Source organism: Sandaracinus amylolyticus, from assembly GCF_021631985.1.
GTDB classification, from domain to species: domain Bacteria; phylum Myxococcota_A; class Polyangia; order Polyangiales; family Sandaracinaceae; genus Sandaracinus; species Sandaracinus amylolyticus_A.
Window position 1 is genome coordinate 2,853,810 of sequence record NZ_CP070225.1, and the last position, 16,897, is coordinate 2,870,706.

The window sequence follows — 16,897 nt, forward strand, 5'->3', positions numbered from 1 at the left end:
CAGGGGCTTGCGCTGGTCGTTCATTCGGTTGTCGTCTCGGACTCGCGCTCCGGCTCGAAGCGTGGGTTTGGAGTATAGGTGTCGCGCCCGAGCGCGGCCAAGCTGCTGGATTTTCCGGGAGGCTTCGTGACAGTGGGTGCGGAGCCCGAGGCTCGCTCGCGAATTGGAACGGACCGGACCGGAGCGGGAGAGCGGAACCTGGAGACGCGTGACGCTGTCCGGAAGTTCCCCTCGGGCGAGAACGCTCCGAGGCAGGGAGGCGTGTGAGCGACGACGGAGAGGAAGAGGTCGCCCGCGCGTTCCGGCCGGGACGACGCCCCGGCTGGATCGCGGCGGGGCTCAACGCGACGCTCGCGCTGCTCTTGCTCGGGATCCCGTACGCGCGCGGGAAGTGGCGCGCGACCGACGCCGGCGCGCACTACGCGGCGCTCGCGCAGTGCATGTACGGCGGGCGCGCGGTGGAGAACCCGGGGCTCGCGCTGCCGCCCGGGGATCGCGAGGCGTTCGCGGCGCGCGTGGCGCGTGCGGATGCGTCGTGGCCGGGGCCCTGCATCGAAGAGCTGCGGGCGATGCGGCCCGAGCCGGTGATCTTCTTGTTCCCGTCGCCCAAGCAGGCCGAGGAGGATCTGCGGCGCGCGATCGATCAGGCCGAGGCCGAGCTGGTCGCGCTGCAGCGCGCACGGAGCGCCGAGGAAGGCGGTGTGGGCGCGGTGCCCGAGCGCCCGCTGCGCGCGCTGACGCAGCTGCGATCGGCGCTCGCGAACCTGTTCACCGCGTCGGACGTCACGGTCGATCCGAACGCGCCGGCGATCGCGCTCGATGCAGATCCCACGATCGTCGCGCCGTCGCGCATCCCGACGCGCACCGCGGGCAGCGGCGCGATGCAGGTGCGGCCCGAGCCCGGTGGTCTGCGCGCGATCACGAGCGACGGTCGCAGCGTGTCGGAGGCGGCCGCCCACGAAGGACGCGTCGACTTCACGCAGGTCCGCCGGCCGCCCGCGGTGCGCGGGATCACGCTCGGTCCCGAGGGCGGGTTCCTGCTCTGGATCACCAGCGAGACCACGTGCGCGAGCGATGCGCAGCACTGCGCGGCGCGCTTGCTCGGCATCGCGCCGATGCGCGACGTGAGCGAGCCGACGCCGAGGTGGTGGGTCGCGGCACATCCTGCGGGGCGCATCGATCGCGCGGTGCGGGTCGAGCCCGGCGGCGTGGTGCGCGTGATCGCGGTCGGGGAGGGCGGGGAAGGGCGCGAGATGCGGCGCTTCGTGCTCGATCCGGACGCGCCCGAGCCGGCGAGCGAGGATCAGGTGACGCCGATCGTCGCGAGCGAGCGCGTCGCGCTGGAGAACGCGGTCGATGCGCTGCTGGTCCCGGGCGGCGTGGTGCGGGCGTGGCGCGACGCGGGCGCGTTGTGGATCGAGGGCGCGGGGATCGAGCCCGCGATGGAGGTCCCGCTGCCCGGTGAAGGAGAGGAGCGCCGCGCGTCGCGCCAGGTCGCGCTCGCGCGATGCGGTGCGTGGACCGCGGTCGCGATGCCCGATGGGATCGTGATGCTCGATGGTGCGCGCGCGCTCGCGCCGATCACGCAGGCGCTGCGCGAGCCGGTGCTCGGTGCGTCGCGCGAGGACGACGCGGTGCGCATCGCGTGTCACGACGAGGGCGTCGACGTGCTCGCGATCGATCGCCGTCGCCGCGTGCTGCGATGGGCGTGCACGACCGAGGGATGTCGCGACGCGCAGGTGGTCGCGGAGGGCGCGAGCCAGATGGACGCGGCGCACGGCGGAGGCACGACGCTCGTCGCGTGGACCGGCAACGAGCAGCGCCCGCAGGTCCGCGTGGCGCGAGTGCGCGGGAACGTGATCGGCGCGCCCGAGGTGCCGGCGCCGTGCTGGGCCGGGCCTTCGGGCGGCGTGGGCGAGGGGTTCTGCGGCGCGCCCACGGTGGTCGCGGAGGGCGAGCGCGTGCTCGTCACGGCGCGCGATCCGCAGCTCGGCGATCTGCTGGTGCTCGAGCTCGCCGAAGTGGGGTTCGCGCGGCTGCCGGGGCTGTGATCACTCGCGCGTCAGGCGCGCGTGATCGAGGTTGAGGAACCCGCGGCTGCCGCGCGCGCCCTCGACACGCAGCTCGAGAGCGCTCGGTCCCGCGGGCAGATCCGCGACGAGCTCGACCGTCGCGTAGGTGCCCCAGCTGCCGGTCGCGGGAAAGCGCTGTGCTTCGGCGATCACCGTGCCGTTCAGCCGGACCGTGCGCACGGCCTCGCCGTCGTCGCCCGCGTAGCGCAGCGCGATGCGATGACGTCCCGCGCTCGCAGCCTCGATGCGCATCGCGACCCCGCTGCCCTCGCGGCTCCATCCCGCGAGGTACGCCCAGCCCGTGAAGCCAGCGCTCGACGCCTCGAGCCCGACGTCGGTGATCGCGCCGTCCTCCGCCTCGAATTGCGCGGCGTCGATCGAATCGACCCACGCGCCGCAGCGCGATGCATCGAGGCTCAGCGCGGTGATCGCGGCGCTCATCTGCGAGATGCTCGCGCCGTCGCCGCTCGGCGCCGCGGTCCAGTCGGTGCCGAAGTGGCCGGTCTCGGGATCGCGCGCGCGCGTCCACAGCGAGTCCGCGCTCGCGCGCAGCAATGCGGCGATCGCGTCGTCGGGATCGACGGTCTGCAGCGCGTCGAGGTAGCGGTGCCCGATGCCCTTGAATTGTTGGCAATCGCCGCGGCACGACGCGTCGTCACCGTCGCTCAGCACCGGACCGAGATCGGTCGTCACGGTCTCGTGCTCGCGCATGAAGCGCGCGAACGTGCGTGCGTCGTCGAGGTACCGGGTCTCGCCGGTCGCCTCGAGCAGCGCGAGCGCCGCGCCGATCATCACGCCCTCGTTGTAGGTGAACTTCCAGCGCGTGATCGCGCCGTCGGGCGCGACGTGATCCCAGACCTGTCCGGTCTCGGGATCGACCATGTGCTCGCGCCAGTACGCGTACGCCATGCGCGCGAACGCGAGGTACTGCGCGTCGCCGGTGCGCGCGTGCAGGCGCACGGCGGTGATCACCGGGCCACCGTTCGACGCGGTCGCCTTCTGCGTGTGCGCGCGATCCCACCAGATTCCGCCGGGATTCGCGCCGCAGCACGTCGTGTCCCAGGCGGCCTCGATGTCGCCGAAGAGCTGCTGCGCGCGATCGAGATACCCGCGATCGCCGGTGAGATCGAACGCGCGGATCAGCGCGAGCGCCATCCAATTCTCGTCGTCGTAGTAGTCGGACGACCAGCCGCGTCGCGACTGCCCGAGCGCGAACGACGCGACGAGCCCGCGGTAGCGACGTCCGTCCGTGCGCTCGACTCCGTCGAGCAGCGCGTCGAACGCCTGCGCGTAGACCCAGTACGCCGAGAGCGTGTCGCCCGGTACCTGCGCGCGGAGGTACTGCGCGTCGCCGCGCCAGAACTCGACCAGGAAGCGCGAGAGCGCCTCGTCGGCGCGCCGATGTCGCTCTTCCGAATCGGTGCACGGCAGTACGACCGAGCCCGCGTCGTCCCCGGCATCGACCGCGATCGCGGCGTCGATCGTCGCGCCCGCATCGATCGCGATCGCCGCGTCACGCGCGCCGGCATCGCCTTCGCGCGCGGTGGGTGGGGTCGACACACAGCCGGGGATCGACACGAGGATCGCGACCGTGGCGGCGACGCGCATCGTGCCGACTCTACCGCAGGGGGTGGTCCCGCGATCGGGTTGGTTATACTCGCCGCCTCGGCGCGATCGACGCGCTCAGGAGACGCTCTCATGTCCACGCCCATCGCGATCCGCGCGCCTCTCGTCGGCCGCGAAGCCGAGCTCGCGGAGCTCGACGAGGCCCTGGCGCGCGCGCTCGGCACGGGTCGTCCACAGGCGATCACGATCATCGGCGGCGCCGGCGTCGGGAAGACCCGCCTGCTCGACGAGTTCCTCGCCCGCGTCCGATCACGCGAGCGTCGTGTGCGCACCTTCCGCGGCGCGGCCCGGGAGTCGGGCCCTGCGTACGGCGTCGTGCAGCGCATCCTCCGCGCGCGCTTCGGCATCGTCGAGGGCGCGGATCCCGACGTGCAGCGCGAGGCGGTGCGCACCGCGGTCACCGAGATTCTCGGGGACAAGCGGGTCACCGAGTTCCTCCATTTCCTCGGTGCGTTCCTCGATCTCACCTGGCCCGAGTCGCCGTTCACCAAGGCGTTCGAGGACGACCCCGAGCAGTTCGCGCGCATCGGTCGCGCGGTGCTGCGTCGCTTCGTCGAGGTCGACGCCGCGATCTCGCCGCTCGTGCTGGTGTTCGAGGATCTGCACCTCTCGAACGACGACAGCCTCGAGCTGGTGCGCACGCTGCTCGAGTCGATGCACGACGCGCCGGTGCTGATGATCGTGAGCGCGCGCCCCGAGCTGCTCACGCGCCGCCCCGAGTGGACCGAGAGCGGGACGGGCCACGCGAAGATCGAGCTCGCCCCGCTCAAGCCCGACGACGCCGCGCAGATGATGCTGCACCTGCTCGAGCCGACGGGCGATCCGCCGGAAGAGCTGGTCGACGCCGCCGTCGACATGGCGGGCGGCAATCCGTACCTGCTCGAGCAGATGCTGCGGACGTACCTCGCGAGCGGCACGCTGATCCCGCGCGCGCCGGGTCGCTGGGACGTCGATCTCGATCGGCTCGACGACGCGCAGCTGCCGCTCTCGGTCGACGACGCGATCGCCGCGCGCATCGCGTCGCTCACGCCCGCCGAGCGATCGCTGCTCGAGATGGCGGCGGTGATGGGCGGTGTGTTCTGGCTCGGCGCGCTCGTCGCGCTCGGTCGTCTCGGCAAGAAAGCGCCGGAGCTCTGGGGCGGCGCCGAGGATCTCGCGGCGCACTATCGCGACCTGCTCGCGGGCCTCGCGGATCGCGACTACGTGCTCGCGCTGCCCGACTCGTCGATCGGCAGCGAGCCCGAGGAGCTCGCGTTCAAGCACAACCTCGAGCGCGAGACGCTCTATCGCCTCACCAGCGCGTCGCAGCTGCGCCGCTATCACCGCGAGTTCGCGGAGTGGCTCGAGCTGCGCCTGTTCGACGGCGCGCACGCGGATCGCGTCGAGGAGCACTGCGAGATGCTCGCGACGCACTACGAGCGCGGCGGCGCGCCGCGGAAGGCGGCCGAGTACTTCCTCGCCGCCGGCGATCGTGCGCGCGCGCGGTACGCGAACGCGAAGGCCGCCGACTACTACGCGCGCGGGCTCGAGCTGCTCGGCGAAGAAGACGTCGTGCGGCGCCTCGAGGCGTACCACCACCAGGGCGACGTCCTGCAGCTCGCGGGGCGCAACGAGGAGGCGATCGCGAGCTTCCGCAAGATGCTCGAGATCGCGTGGCGCCTCGACTTCAAGAGCAAGGGTGGCGCGGCGCACAACCGCATCGGGCGCGTGTATCGCGCGATCGGTCAGCTCGAAGAAGCGATGCGCCACCTCGGCACCGGTCACGCGCTGTTCGACGCGGCGAGCGACTCGCGCGGCGTCGCGAGCTCGCTCGACGACGTCGGCAAGGTGCACTGGATGCGCGGCGCGTACGAGCCCGCCGAGCGCTTCATGCGGCGCTCGCTGGAGATCCGCCGCGAGCTCGGCGACGCGCGCTCGATCGCGCTCTCGCTGAACAACCTCGGGCTCGTCTACCAGGACAGCGGGCGCTTCGACGAGGCGCAGGAGGCGTTCCAGGAGGCGCTGCTCATCCGCCGCGAGATCGGCGACCTCCCGGGCATGTCGCAGACGCTCAACAACATCGCGACGATCCACCAGGACAACGGCGATCACGCGCGGGCGAACGAGCTCTGGCGCGAGGCGCTCGACTACGCGACGAGCGTCGGCGATCGCATGCGTCAGGCGGTGATCCTCACGAACCTCGGCGAGAACGCGTACCGCCAGCAGCAGCCCGAGGGCGCGATCGCGGTGCTGCAGAAGGCCGAGGCGATCTCGAGCACGCTCGGGGATCGCATCCTCGAGGCGGAGATCCTCCGCGGGCTCGCGAAGGCGCACATGCTGGTGCACGACATCACGACGGCGCGCGACTTCATCGCGCGCTCGGTCGCGCTCTTCGAGAAGACGCGCAGCAAGCCGTTCCTCGGCGTCGCGCTGCGCACCGCGGGCGAGATCGCGGCGGCGGGCTCGTTCGGCGGCGGCGAGCACCAGCGCGCGAAGCACGCGTTCGAGCAGTCGGTGCGCATCTTCGAGGAGCTCGGCAACGAGGTCGAGCTCGCGCGGAGCTGCGAGGCGTTCGCGACGTTCCTCGAGAGCGATCCCGATGCGAAGAACGACCCGGTGCGCGCCCACGAGGCGCGTCGTCTGCGGACGCGCGCGGTCGAGATCCAGGAGCGGCTCGCCGCGAGCGGGAGCGAGGACGGGCTGCCGCCGCTCGAAGGCGAAGAGACGTCGCCCGGCAGCGTGCTCGCGGGCGAGTAGCGGAGCGGCCCCTCGCGTCACGCGACGCGAGGGGCCGAGCGCTTCACGGGCACTCGCCGTAGGCCGGCAGCGTCACGTCCATCGCGAGCATCTCGGGCATCGCGGAGGTGCCCGAGAACCGGACCGTCGCGACGCCGCTCGTCGCCGTCGCCTCGTCGAACGCGACGTGCGTCTCGCGCCCCGAGGCGTCCTCGAACCTCAGCGAGCCGTCGCTCGGGTAACACGCGTCGCGCGCCCACTCGACGTCGTTCGCGTCGTAGCTCGTCGTCTCGGCCTCGGTCGCGCCCTCGACCGTGATCGTCCCGTCGATCGTGCGCGACGACGGAGTGGGATCGATGATCACGTCGCTCGTGACGTGCGCGACCTCGCCGCCGGTCACGTCGACGTCGACCGCCACGGTCCACGAGATGCCGGTGTCGCTGCGCAGCGTCGCGGTCCCGTCGAACGTACGGTCGTGCACGACGAGCCCTTCGATCGCGACCGTCAGCACGAGATCCTCACCGTCGCGCGTCGCCACCATCTCCATCGAGCCCTCGGTCGCGCCGCCCGGTGCGACCCACACCGGCGGCGGCGCCTCGGGATCGGTCGGCGGCGGGAGCTCGCAGCCCTCGGCCTGGATGATCGCGGAGACCGTCGTGCCGTCGATCGTGACCGTCCCGCACGTCTGCACGACCCGCAGCGCGTTGCCGTGGATGTTGCCCGCGATGGTCTCGACGGGGCTCGAGGCGACGAGCGTCCCGAGATCACCGAGCGCGTCCGCCACGTCGAAGACGAGCGCGGTCGCGAGCACGGCCTCGCCGCCGTGCGCGGCGCCCTCGAGATCGAGCTCGGGCGCGGCGGGCTCCTCGGAGCCGCAGGCGCCGAGCGTGGCCGCGAGCGAGAGGGACACGAGTGAACGGGTGAGCGAGGTACAGCGGAGCTTCATCGGCCGGAGCATAGCGATGCGAGTCGCGCGCGCGCCGTGGAAACGCACGGTCCGATCGCCTCCCGACCCGCGGCAGATGCGCTACACCGTCGCCCCTGTGTCCGCGCCCTCGATCCCTCCCGACGCGATCCCCGAGGCGGTGATCGATCTCTGCGAGCGCCTCGCGCGCAGCGGCTACCGCGCGTGGGTCGTCGGTGGCTGCATCCGCGATCTCCTGATGGGCGAGCGCGTGTCCGACTGGGATCTCGCGACCGACGCGACGCCCGAGGACGTGATGCGCGTGTTCCGCCGCACCGTGCCCACCGGCATCGCGCACGGCACGGTGACCGTGCTGCACCGCGGTGGGCACTACGAGGTCACGACGCTGCGCGGCGAGGGCGCGTACAGCGACGGCCGTCGCCCCGACAGCGTGCACTTCGTGTCGGACATCGAGGAGGACCTCGCGCGGCGCGACTTCACGGTGAATGCGATCGCGTTCGATCCGCGCACCGGCGAGATCGTCGATCCCTGGTGCGGCGTGCACGATCTGCAGCATCGCGTCGTGCGCGCGGTGCGCGATCCGCGCGAGCGCTTCGGCGAGGACGGCCTCCGGGTGCTGCGCGCGGCCCGCTTCGTCTCGACGCTCGAGTTCACGCTCGATCCCGCGACCGAGGCCGCGATCCCGCCGACGCTCGAGACGTTCCGCAAGGTGAGCCCGGAGCGCGTGCACGACGAGTGGGTGAAGGCGCTCACCAAGGCGCGCGCGCCCTCGCGCGCGTTCGACGTGATGCGCCGCACCGGCATGCTCGCGATCAGCGGGCCTGCGATCGCCGCGCTCGACGACGACGCGTTCGCGCGCGCGCTGCGCCGCGTCGACGAGACGCCTCGCGCGGTCGCGCTGCGCGTCGCCGCGCTGCTCTGGGACGCGCCCGGCGATCACGACGTGTGGATGCGCGCGTTCCGCTTCTCGAACGAGGTGCGCGAGCTCGCAGCGCATTTGCTGCGCGTGCGCGGCATGGTGGACGCGGAGGCATGGAGCGACGCCGACGTGCGGCGCTTCGTGCAGCGCGCGACGCGGGCCCACGTGGACGCGCTGCTCGAGCTCGAGCGCGCCGATCGCATCGCGCGCGGAGAGCCGACGCAGGTCGTCGACGGCCTCGCCGCGCGGGTGCGCGCGCAGCTCGACGCGAACGTGCCGCTGGTCGCGGGTGATCTCGCGATCGGTGGCAAGGACGTGATGAGCGCGCTCGGCAGCGGCCCGGGTCGTCACGTCGGGCGCATCCTCGCCGCGCTCCTGGCGCGCGTGGTCGACGATCCTTCGATCAACACCCGCGAGCGCCTGCTCGCGCTGGTCCCCGAGGTCGCGAAGGAGATCGCGTGAGCGGTTGGGTCGATCTTCACTGCCACTACCTGCCCGGCATCGACGACGGAGCGCGCACCGCGGACGAAGGCCTGCGGATGCTCGGGGGCCTTCTCGATCTCGGCTGGTCGAAGGTCGTCGCGACGCCGCACATCCGCACCGCGATGTTCGAGAACCGCGCGCCCGGCCTGCGCCGCGCGTTCGACGAGATGCGCGAGATCGCCGCCGGTGCGGCGCGCATGCCCGAGCTCGCGCTCTCCGCGGAGCACTACTGCGACGACGTGTTCTGGGATCTCTTCGTGCGAGGCGAGGCGCTGCCGTATCCCGGCGGGCGTGCCGCGCTGATCGAGTTCCACTACGACGCGTGGCCGCGCAACGTCGAGCGCCGCCTCTTCGACATGCAGGTGCGCGGCGTGCGCCCCGTGATCGCGCACCCCGAGCGCTACGCCGCGCTCTTCCGCGAGACCGATCCCCTCGATCCCCTGCTCGACGTCGGCGCGCTCACGCTGCTCGACGTGATGTCGCTGGTGGGCCGCTACGGTGAGCGCCCGCGCCGCGCTGCCGAGCGCATGCTCGAGGAGGGCGCGTACGACGCAGCGTGCACCGACTCGCACCGCCCCGACGACGTGGCGATCGTCGAGCGCGCGGTGGAGCGCCTGCGCGCGCTGATCGGCGCCGAAGAAACCGAGCTTTTGCTCGGTTCTCATCCGCGCGCGATCCTCGACGGCACCTACGAGCCCTGAGCCGAGCTGGAGTCTCCGACATCGATTCGGCGATGGGCCGCGAGCCGTTCGGCCACCCTGGAGCATCGACTACGACACCGGCTCTCGACCGGTTCGGGTGCCCCGAGTATCACTCCCCGTCTTCTCCGGATGTCCTCGACCGCGACGACCGAGAGCGCCTCGAGCGCGCCCACCCCCGTGACCGCTTCCGTGCCTCCTGCGCCCGAGCCCTCGTTCGCGCGTCGCGTGCTGCCGAAGCTCGGCATCTCGTTCGCGCTCGCGGGCCTCTTCGTGTGGCTGCTCGAGCGCGGCGGCATGCCGCTCATCCCGTCCGCCGACGCGTTCGCGCGCGTGCGCTGGTGGACGGTGCCCGCGTACATGGCGCTCCTGCTGGTCACGCACTTCTTCCGTGCGAGCCGCTGGCGCTTCCTGATCACCCCCGTGAAGAACGTGCCGTTCCGCGAGGTGATCGTCCTGAACTGGATCGGCTTCTTCGCGATCTTCGCGCTGCCGCTCCGGCTCGGCGAGATGGCGCGCCCCGCGCTCACGAAGATGCGACAGGGCGTGCCGATCTCCGCGGGCTTCGGCACCGTCGCGGTAGAGCGCGTGATCGACGGGCTCGTGACGAGCCTCTGCGTCGTGTGGGCGCTCGTCGCGCTGCCGCACCGCGACGTCGACGATCCGATCGCGCGCAGCCTGCCGTACTACGGCGGGCTCGCGGTGAGCGTGTTCGCGGCGGCGATGATCGGCCTCGTGCTCTTCCTGTGGCAGCGCGCGCTCGCGGTGCGGCTCGTCGACTGGACGTTCGGGCTCGTGAGCAAGCGCCTCGCATCGAAGGTCGCGGAGAAGGTCGCGAGCGTGGCCGACGGAGTCCGCTCGATCGCGGTGCCGAGCCTCGCGGCGGGCTTCGTGATCGAGACGCTCGTCTACTGGTTCGTGAACGCGCTCGGGATGTGGCTGCTCGGCTGGGGCTGCGGCCTCGACATGGGCTTCGGCCACGCGGTCGCGGTCATGGGCATCCTCGCGATCGGGATCCTGCTGCCCGCGGGCCCGGGGCTCTTCGGGAACTTCCAGCTCGCGATCTCGGTCGCGCTGAAGCTGTTCTTCGCGGAGTCGATCGTCGGCGCCGAGGGCGCGGTCTACGTGTTCCTGATGTACGTGACCCAGGCCGTGATGATGACGCTCACGGGCGTGCTCCCGCTCTACGCGCTCAAGCTGCGCTTCTCGGATCTGCTCACCGCGCGCGCCTGAGCGCGGTCACTCGAAGAGGCGCGCGTGGACCGCGCGCGCCCACGCGACGATCGACGCGACGCTGGGCTCGTCGTCGCTCCGCACCACGAGCGTGAGCGCGCCGCCGGCGCGCGCGACCGTCGCAGCGCGCGCGATCCCAGAGGCCCACGCGTGATCCGCAGCGGCGATCGCGTCGACGTCCTCGGCGCGACCACCGAGCATCGAGCGGAAGAACCGCGCGAGCCGCACCGACACGCCATCGACCGGCGGCGCATCGTCGATCGCGCGCGCTGCCGTCAGCTCGACGACGAAGGTGTCGCCGTCGACCCGCACCTCGCAGCTCAGCTCGCCGGCGTCGACGTCGAGCGCGACGGTGCGCCCGTCGATCGCGAGGTCGCGATATCCGCCGCCGGTCCACGCGAGCGCGACCAGGCGCAGCAGCCGACGCGCCCCCTCGTCATCGCTCGGCTCGGGGACAGCCGGAGGCTCGGAGCGCGGCGGGGCAGGGCGGGGCGCATCGATCTCGGGGACCGGATGCACACGCGCGAGATCGACCGTCGCGCGACCGTGACCTTCGAGCTCGACCCGCGCGACGCCTTCGTCGGCGCGGATCTTCAGGACACGCCCGCGCACGCGATCGCCGGGCAGCCGCTCCACGAGCACGCGCGTGCCGTGCTCGAGGCCGCTCGGCACCGCGCTCGCGATCGGCGCGCCACCACGCCTCCACGACGACGCCGCGTCGATCAGCGAGGTGCCCGCATCGGCGACCCGCACCTCGGCGCGGTTCGCGATCGCCCCGGTCACGCGTCCTGCCCGATACACCACGTGCGCACGCTTGCCGCGCCCCTCGCGCATCTCGACCACGACGTGCGGTCCGCGCGCCGGCAGCAGCGACGCGAGCGGCGCGGCCGCGAGGTGCTTCCCGCGTGCCCACGAGCGCACGCGACCGTGCTCCACGCACACGTCGGCGCCACGCACCGCGACGACGCGCCCGCGCGTCCACTCGCCGCTCACCGCGAGCACCAGCACGTCCGCGCCCTCGGCGAACGTCGGAAGCTCGACGCTGCTCGCCTGCGGGATCGACGGCGGCGCGCTCTCGGTGACGACGACGCGCGCAGCGGGCACCCACTCCACCGATCCGTCGTCCCACGCGACCTCGACGCTCGATCCCTCGACCGCGCGCACCGCGCCCAGGTAGTGCACACGATCCACCCAACGCGCGATCACGCGCGCGCCCGGCTCGGCCACGAGCCCGCGCGACCTCGGCGGCTCGGGAGGACGCGCCGCGCCCCCGAGCGCGAGCTGATCCGGCGGGTGCCACACGCCGTGTGACGCGCGGGCGTATCGCACGAAGAGCGCGCGTGATCCCACCGCGGCGATCCACCCGTCGTGCCCGTCCGCGCGCACCGAGACGCCCTCGCGCCATCCCGCGGCGCGCAGGCGCTCCGCAGCCTCGACGTCGACGCGCCCGCGCGGCAGCACGTCGCTCGCGATCACCGCGTGTTCGTCGCCTTCGTCGTAGCGCACCACGCCGTCGCGATCGCTCGCGCGACGCACCAACACACCCGGATGGAAGCGCTTGCGATCCCACAGCACGACCACCGGTGATCCCTCGACCGGCAGCACACCCGGCGCGACGTCGGGAAGCGACGCGACGCGCTCGGGCGTGATCGTCTCGAACGTGTCGCCGAACCCGACCAGCGTCGGCAACCACTCGGCGCCCTCGCTGATCCCGAAGCGCACGCGCACCTCGTCGTCGTCGACCGAGAGCACACTCGCGCGCAGCCAGAACCCGCGCGACGTCTCCGCGAGCACCGTCGCGCCCTTGCGTACGCCCGCCGGCCATCGCTGCGGCATCGCGCGAGTCTGCCGGAAACTTGCGGGCATCGCGCGCGCTCGCGTATCGGTCGAGACGTCATGCGTCGTCGTTCCTTCCTCGCGGGCGTGCCCGCAGCGCTGGGTTGCCTCGGCGCTGCAGCGGTGATCGCAGCGCCGCGCGTCGCACGAGCGCGCGTGCAGACCGACTACGCGTACGCGTGGGCCCAGGTCTGGCAGGCATCGGTGCGGCTCGTGCGCGTCGATCTCGGCTGTCCGATCACCGATCGTGACGAGGACATCGGCTACGTGATGTTCGACTACGCCGACGCGGGTCGGACCCACGCGGGCAGCGTCGAGCTCGTGCGAACGACCGGCAGCGACGGCATCGAGCGGGTGAGGGCGGTCGTGCAGATTCCCTCGATGCCGTCGTGGGTCGAGCGCATGATCCTCGACCGCCTCACGCGGAAGCTCCGCGACGACTTCGGAGAGCCTCCGCGGCTCGCGCGCCCGGTGAGATCGGAGCGCGAGCGACCCGCCGATCCGCCCGCCGAACCCTCGGATCCGCCCGCTGACACCCCCGCGGAGTGACTTTGCGCATAATGCGTTGACGCATCGGAGAACGCGCGTACTCTTCGCGCCCCGTGGCCCTGATCGTCCAGAAGTTCGGCGGCACCAGCGTCGGCTCGATCGAGCGGATCAAGAACGTCGCCCAGCGTGTCGCCCGTGCCCGTGCGGCCGGCGACGAGGTGGTGGTCGTCGCGAGCGCGATGTCCGGCGAGACCAATCGCCTGCTCGCCCTCGGCGCACAGATCACCAAGCATCCCAACGAGCGCGAGCTCGACGCGCTGGTCGCGACGGGCGAGCAGGTCTCGGTCGCGCTGCTCGCGATCGCGCTCGAGTCGTTCGGCGTGCCGGCGCGCTCGTTCCTCGGGCACCAGGTCCGGCTGCGCACCGACAGCGGCTTCACGAAGGCGCGCATCCGGGGCCTCGACGCCGACGTGCTGCTCGCGACGATCCGCGACGGTCGCGTGCCGATCGTCGCGGGCTTCCAGGGCGTGGACGACGAGGGCAACGTCACGACGCTCGGCCGCGGTGGCTCGGACACGACGGCGGTCGCGATCGCAGCGGCGCTCGGTCAGGGCGTCGCGTGCGAGATCTACACGGACGTCGAGGGCGTCTACACGGCGGACCCCAACGTCTGCAAGAACGCGAAGAAGGTCGGGCGGATCAGCTACGAGGAGATGCTCGAGCTGGCCTCTCTCGGCGCGAAGGTCCTGCAGATCCGATCGGTGGAGCTGGCGATGAAGTACGCGGTCCCGGTGCACGTACGCTCGAGCTTCTCGGACGCCCCCGGCACGTGGGTCGTCGGTGAAGAGGCCTCGCTGGAGTCGGTCGTCGTGGCCGGCGTCACGAGCGACAAGAACGAGGCGAAGGTCACGATCCGCGACGTGCCCGATCAGCCCGGCCGCGCGGCGTCGCTCTTCGAGGCGCTCGCGGACGCGCGCATCTCGGTCGACATGATCATCCAGAACCCGAGCGCGACGGCGGGCACGGGCAAGGGCACTACGGACATGACGTTCACGGTGCCGAAGGGCGACGTCGACAAGGCGCGCGAGATCGCGAAGAAGCTCTTCGAGTCGCAGGGCGTCGACGTCGACGGCGAGGTCGTGAAGGTCTCGATCGTCGGGCTCGGGATGCGCTCGCACGCGGGCGTCGCGGCGAAGATGTTCCGCATCCTCGCGGACGAGGGCATCAACATCCAGGCGATCAGCACGAGCGAGATCAAGGTCTCGTGCCTGATCCACTCGAAGTACCACGAGCTCGCGGTGCGCGCGCTGCACGACGGCTTCGCTCTCGGCGAGTGATCCGCAACGGACGCGGGGGCGCGCTCGATGGCGCCCCGCGTGTCGACCGCTCGTCGCCCCTCGTCGTCTCCGATCGCTGCGCTCGGTGTCCTCCTCGTCGCGGTCGCGCTGGGCGTGCTCGCCGCGCGACATCGCGCCGAGCGTCCTCCCGCGGCTGCGGTCGACCTGGCGCCCGAGCCCGATCAGGAGCGCGAGACCGGCCCGCTCGATCTGAACGTCGCCGACGCGGCCGCGCTCCAGGCGCTCCCGCGGATCGGTCCCTCGTTGGCGCGCCGGATCATCGAGGATCGCGAGGCGAACGGGCCGTTCACGAGCGTCGACGATCTCGATCGCGTGCGCGGGATCGGCCCGGCGACGATCGAGCAGCTGCGCGCGCTGGTGCGGGTCGGAGGCGCCGCGACGTCGCGCGAATGACGCACCACGCTCGCTTGCACGGTCCGGGCGCCGAGCGTAGACCGACCGGCTTCTCACAGAAGCCAGGGGTTTTCACCGCATGCGCGCCATTCGTACTTCAGCGAGCCGTGCTTCCTTCGCCGCGCTGCTCGCGTGCACCACGATCTTCACCGTCGCCTGCGGCGACGACGACGGAACCGGCGGCACCGACGCCGGCGGGGGCGGGATGGACGCGGGCCGCGACGCCGCGACCTCGATGTGCACGAGCACGGGACCGGAGAACACGGTCGCCGCCTGCAGCGACGGCTGCGACAACGAGCCCGACGAGTTCGCGGACTGCGACGACTTCGACTGCTGCAGCGTGCGCACCGATTGCCCGGCGACGAGCGAGTGCGGGCGACGCGCCGACGGCGGCGTGCGCGCCGACGGCGGCGCGCCGACCACGGTGACGATCGAGCAGCTCCAGGACCGTGAAGACGCGGCGCACCCCGCGCCCGGCGCGCGCATCACCGTCGATCAGGAGGGCATGATCGCGCTCACGCCGCGTCTCCTCGTCGGATCGGCCACCGGTGGCTCGTCGCGTACCTGTCGCTTCGCCGTGTGGGTCGGCAGTGCCGAGGGCGGTGACTTCAGCGCCATCCAGGTGCAGGAGCTCATCGATCTGCCCGAGGGCACCGCGAACTGCTTCGCGCTCGCGCCCAACCGCATCAGCGCCGACTTCGCGCCGGGCGATGCCGTGACCGCGATCGAGAACGCGACCTACAACGAGTTCTGCGCCGGTCCGTCGGGCCCGCCGCCCTCGCCGTGCACCGACTTCGAGCAGTCCAACGTCTTCCTCGGCGGGACGGCGACGATCACGCGTGGGGCCGCCGGAACCGCGCCGGAGCCGACGGTCGTCGCGGTCGCCGATCTCGTCGCTGCCGAAGGCGCGCCCGGTCCGCGAGCGCTCGCGCTCGAAGGCACGCTGCTGCGCGTCGAAGACGTGCGCATCAATGCGACGGTCGACGGGAGCTTCACGCAGTACTCGGCGTTCCTGACGGACGCCCCGACGATCGAGCTCGACATCCAGGTCTCGAACTTCCCGAGCACGGCCTGCGTGCGCAGCCACTTCGACACCCTCGCCGAGGGCACCGACACGGCCACGGTGACCGGCATCCTGCTGCCGAACTTCGGCCGCTGGACGCTGCGCCTGCGCAACGAGTCGGACGTCGAAGGCCTGACCTGCGAGTGAGCTGACGGGACCGCGCTCGTCGGACGCAACCCGCGCGGTTCTCGTTTTCGAGAACCGCGCGGAGGCGCGCCCGGGCTCCGCGAGGTCGACGGCTTCACGACGGTCACGCCGAGCGTCGGAACGCGCGAGCCGCAAGATCTGGCCGGCGCGGGCGCGATTGCGCCCATCTCCTGCACCGAGTGAGGCTCAGATCTCGAACAGCATCTGCGCTCGGAGGATCGCGGTGATCCACACCGGGTCCGCCGGCCGCGGGGGCTGATCGCTGAACGACGTGAAGAGCACGTACGGGCGCACCTCGAGGCCGAGCACCCATTCGCGCGACACCAGCCAGTCGAGCCCCACCACGGCGTGGCCCGCGAAGTCGATCCACGCGTCGGTCGTGTCCTCGCGATCCCAGATCGAGACCGGAGCGTCGACGCCGAGCCCGAAGAACGGCACCAGCTCGAGGATGTCGATCAGGTACACGAGCTCGAGCCCCACCGACGTGCGGTGGAGCAGCCCGTCGTCCACGTGCAGCGCGTAGTTGGCGAGCGCGCGCACCTCCCACGTGTCGTCGAGGCCGAGCGAGCCCTCGACCTGCACGACGAACCCGTTGTGGGGCAATGGATTGTCGCTCGCGACCGCGGCGTACCCGACGCCGAGCGCGAGGCCGAATTGGTCCTCGTACGCGTGGGCGCTGGACGGGCAGAGCAGGGCGGCGGCGATCGCTGCGGCGAAGCAGGTGGGTACGGCGCGCACCGCCGTCGTATGTCCCCCGTCCGTGGTGCTGTCGAGTCCACGTCGGAGGCCGCGTTTCCTACTCGGGCCGCGAGTTGCAGGTGTTTGGGGCCGCGTGTAATGTCCCGCCCTCGCGCCGGGCCCTGCCCGGATCCCGCGTGATCCGAGCGCTCCGCGACGGGGTGCTCGAGACCCGCGCGGCGTGCCCACCGACGGCGCGCGA

Annotated in this window: 13 protein-coding genes; 9 read left to right on the forward strand and 4 right to left on the reverse strand. The window is 72.1% G+C overall.

What is annotated here, in order from left to right; translation table 11 throughout:
• Window positions 1-263: 263 nt before the first annotated feature.
• Window positions 264-2,051 (forward strand): hypothetical protein, encoded by a 1,788-nt coding sequence (locus tag I5071_RS11800; RefSeq protein WP_236605530.1) that lies wholly within the window; start codon window positions 264-266, stop codon window positions 2,049-2,051.
• Here I5071_RS11800 and I5071_RS11805 read toward each other — a convergent pair whose 3' ends face one another.
• Entirely contained in the window at window positions 2,052-3,680 is a 1,629-nt protein-coding gene (locus I5071_RS11805) for a glycoside hydrolase family 76 protein (protein ID WP_236605531.1), read from the reverse strand.
• 90 nt (window positions 3,681-3,770) lie between these two features.
• On the opposite strand from I5071_RS11805, the gene I5071_RS11810 reads away from it, so the two are divergent.
• Window positions 3,771-6,434, forward strand: coding sequence for an ATP-binding protein (locus tag I5071_RS11810; protein ID WP_236605532.1), 2,664 nt, complete (start codon window positions 3,771-3,773; stop codon window positions 6,432-6,434).
• 43 nt (window positions 6,435-6,477) lie between these two features.
• Here I5071_RS11810 and I5071_RS11815 read toward each other — a convergent pair whose 3' ends face one another.
• Entirely contained in the window at window positions 6,478-7,359 is an 882-nt protein-coding gene (locus I5071_RS11815; protein WP_236605533.1) for a hypothetical protein, read from the reverse strand.
• Window positions 7,360-7,456: 97 nt separating this feature from the next.
• On the opposite strand from I5071_RS11815, the gene I5071_RS11820 reads away from it, so the two are divergent.
• The 3 genes from I5071_RS11820 to I5071_RS11830 all read left to right on the forward strand — a co-directional run bounded on the left by I5071_RS11820 (window position 7,457) and on the right by I5071_RS11830 (window position 10,671).
• Complete coding sequence (locus tag I5071_RS11820; RefSeq protein ID WP_236605534.1) at window positions 7,457-8,719, forward strand: CCA tRNA nucleotidyltransferase; 1,263 nt, start codon at window positions 7,457-7,459, stop codon at window positions 8,717-8,719.
• Window positions 8,716-9,441 carry a tyrosine-protein phosphatase gene (locus I5071_RS11825; RefSeq protein ID WP_236605535.1) on the forward strand — a complete coding sequence of 242 codons (726 nt, stop codon included), beginning with the start codon at window positions 8,716-8,718 and terminating at the stop codon, window positions 9,439-9,441. The genes I5071_RS11820 and I5071_RS11825 overlap by 4 nt, the downstream gene beginning before the upstream one ends.
• A 177-nt stretch (window positions 9,442-9,618) precedes the next feature.
• Entirely contained in the window at window positions 9,619-10,671 is a 1,053-nt protein-coding gene (locus tag I5071_RS11830) for a lysylphosphatidylglycerol synthase transmembrane domain-containing protein (RefSeq protein ID WP_236605536.1), read from the forward strand.
• 6 nt (window positions 10,672-10,677) lie between these two features.
• Here the strand turns inward: I5071_RS11830 and I5071_RS11835 are convergent, their stop codons facing one another.
• Window positions 10,678-12,507, reverse strand: a complete 1,830-nt coding sequence (locus I5071_RS11835) for a hypothetical protein (protein ID WP_236605537.1) — start codon at window positions 12,505-12,507, stop codon at window positions 10,678-10,680.
• A 60-nt stretch (window positions 12,508-12,567) separates the two neighbouring features.
• Between I5071_RS11835 and I5071_RS11840 the strand changes: the two genes are divergently transcribed.
• From I5071_RS11840 to I5071_RS11855, 4 genes are all read left to right on the forward strand, one after another.
• The gene (locus I5071_RS11840; RefSeq protein WP_236605538.1) at window positions 12,568-13,056 is read left to right on the forward strand and encodes a hypothetical protein; all 489 of its coding nucleotides are present in this window, start codon (window positions 12,568-12,570) and stop codon (window positions 13,054-13,056) included.
• Between the two features lie 53 nt (window positions 13,057-13,109).
• Entirely contained in the window at window positions 13,110-14,333 is a 1,224-nt protein-coding gene (locus I5071_RS11845) for an aspartate kinase (RefSeq protein WP_236605539.1), read from the forward strand.
• Window positions 14,334-14,372: 39 nt separating this feature from the next.
• Window positions 14,373-14,747, forward strand: a complete 375-nt coding sequence (locus I5071_RS11850; protein WP_236605540.1) for a ComEA family DNA-binding protein — start codon at window positions 14,373-14,375, stop codon at window positions 14,745-14,747.
• 79 nt (window positions 14,748-14,826) lie between these two features.
• A complete protein-coding gene (locus I5071_RS11855) occupies window positions 14,827-15,957 on the forward strand; it encodes a hypothetical protein (RefSeq protein ID WP_236605541.1) in 1,131 nt (376 codons plus the stop codon).
• 186 nt (window positions 15,958-16,143) lie between these two features.
• On the opposite strand, the gene I5071_RS11860 is transcribed toward I5071_RS11855, so the two are convergent.
• Entirely contained in the window at window positions 16,144-16,695 is a 552-nt protein-coding gene (locus tag I5071_RS11860) for a porin family protein (protein WP_236605542.1), read from the reverse strand.
• Window positions 16,696-16,897 lie beyond the last annotated feature (202 nt).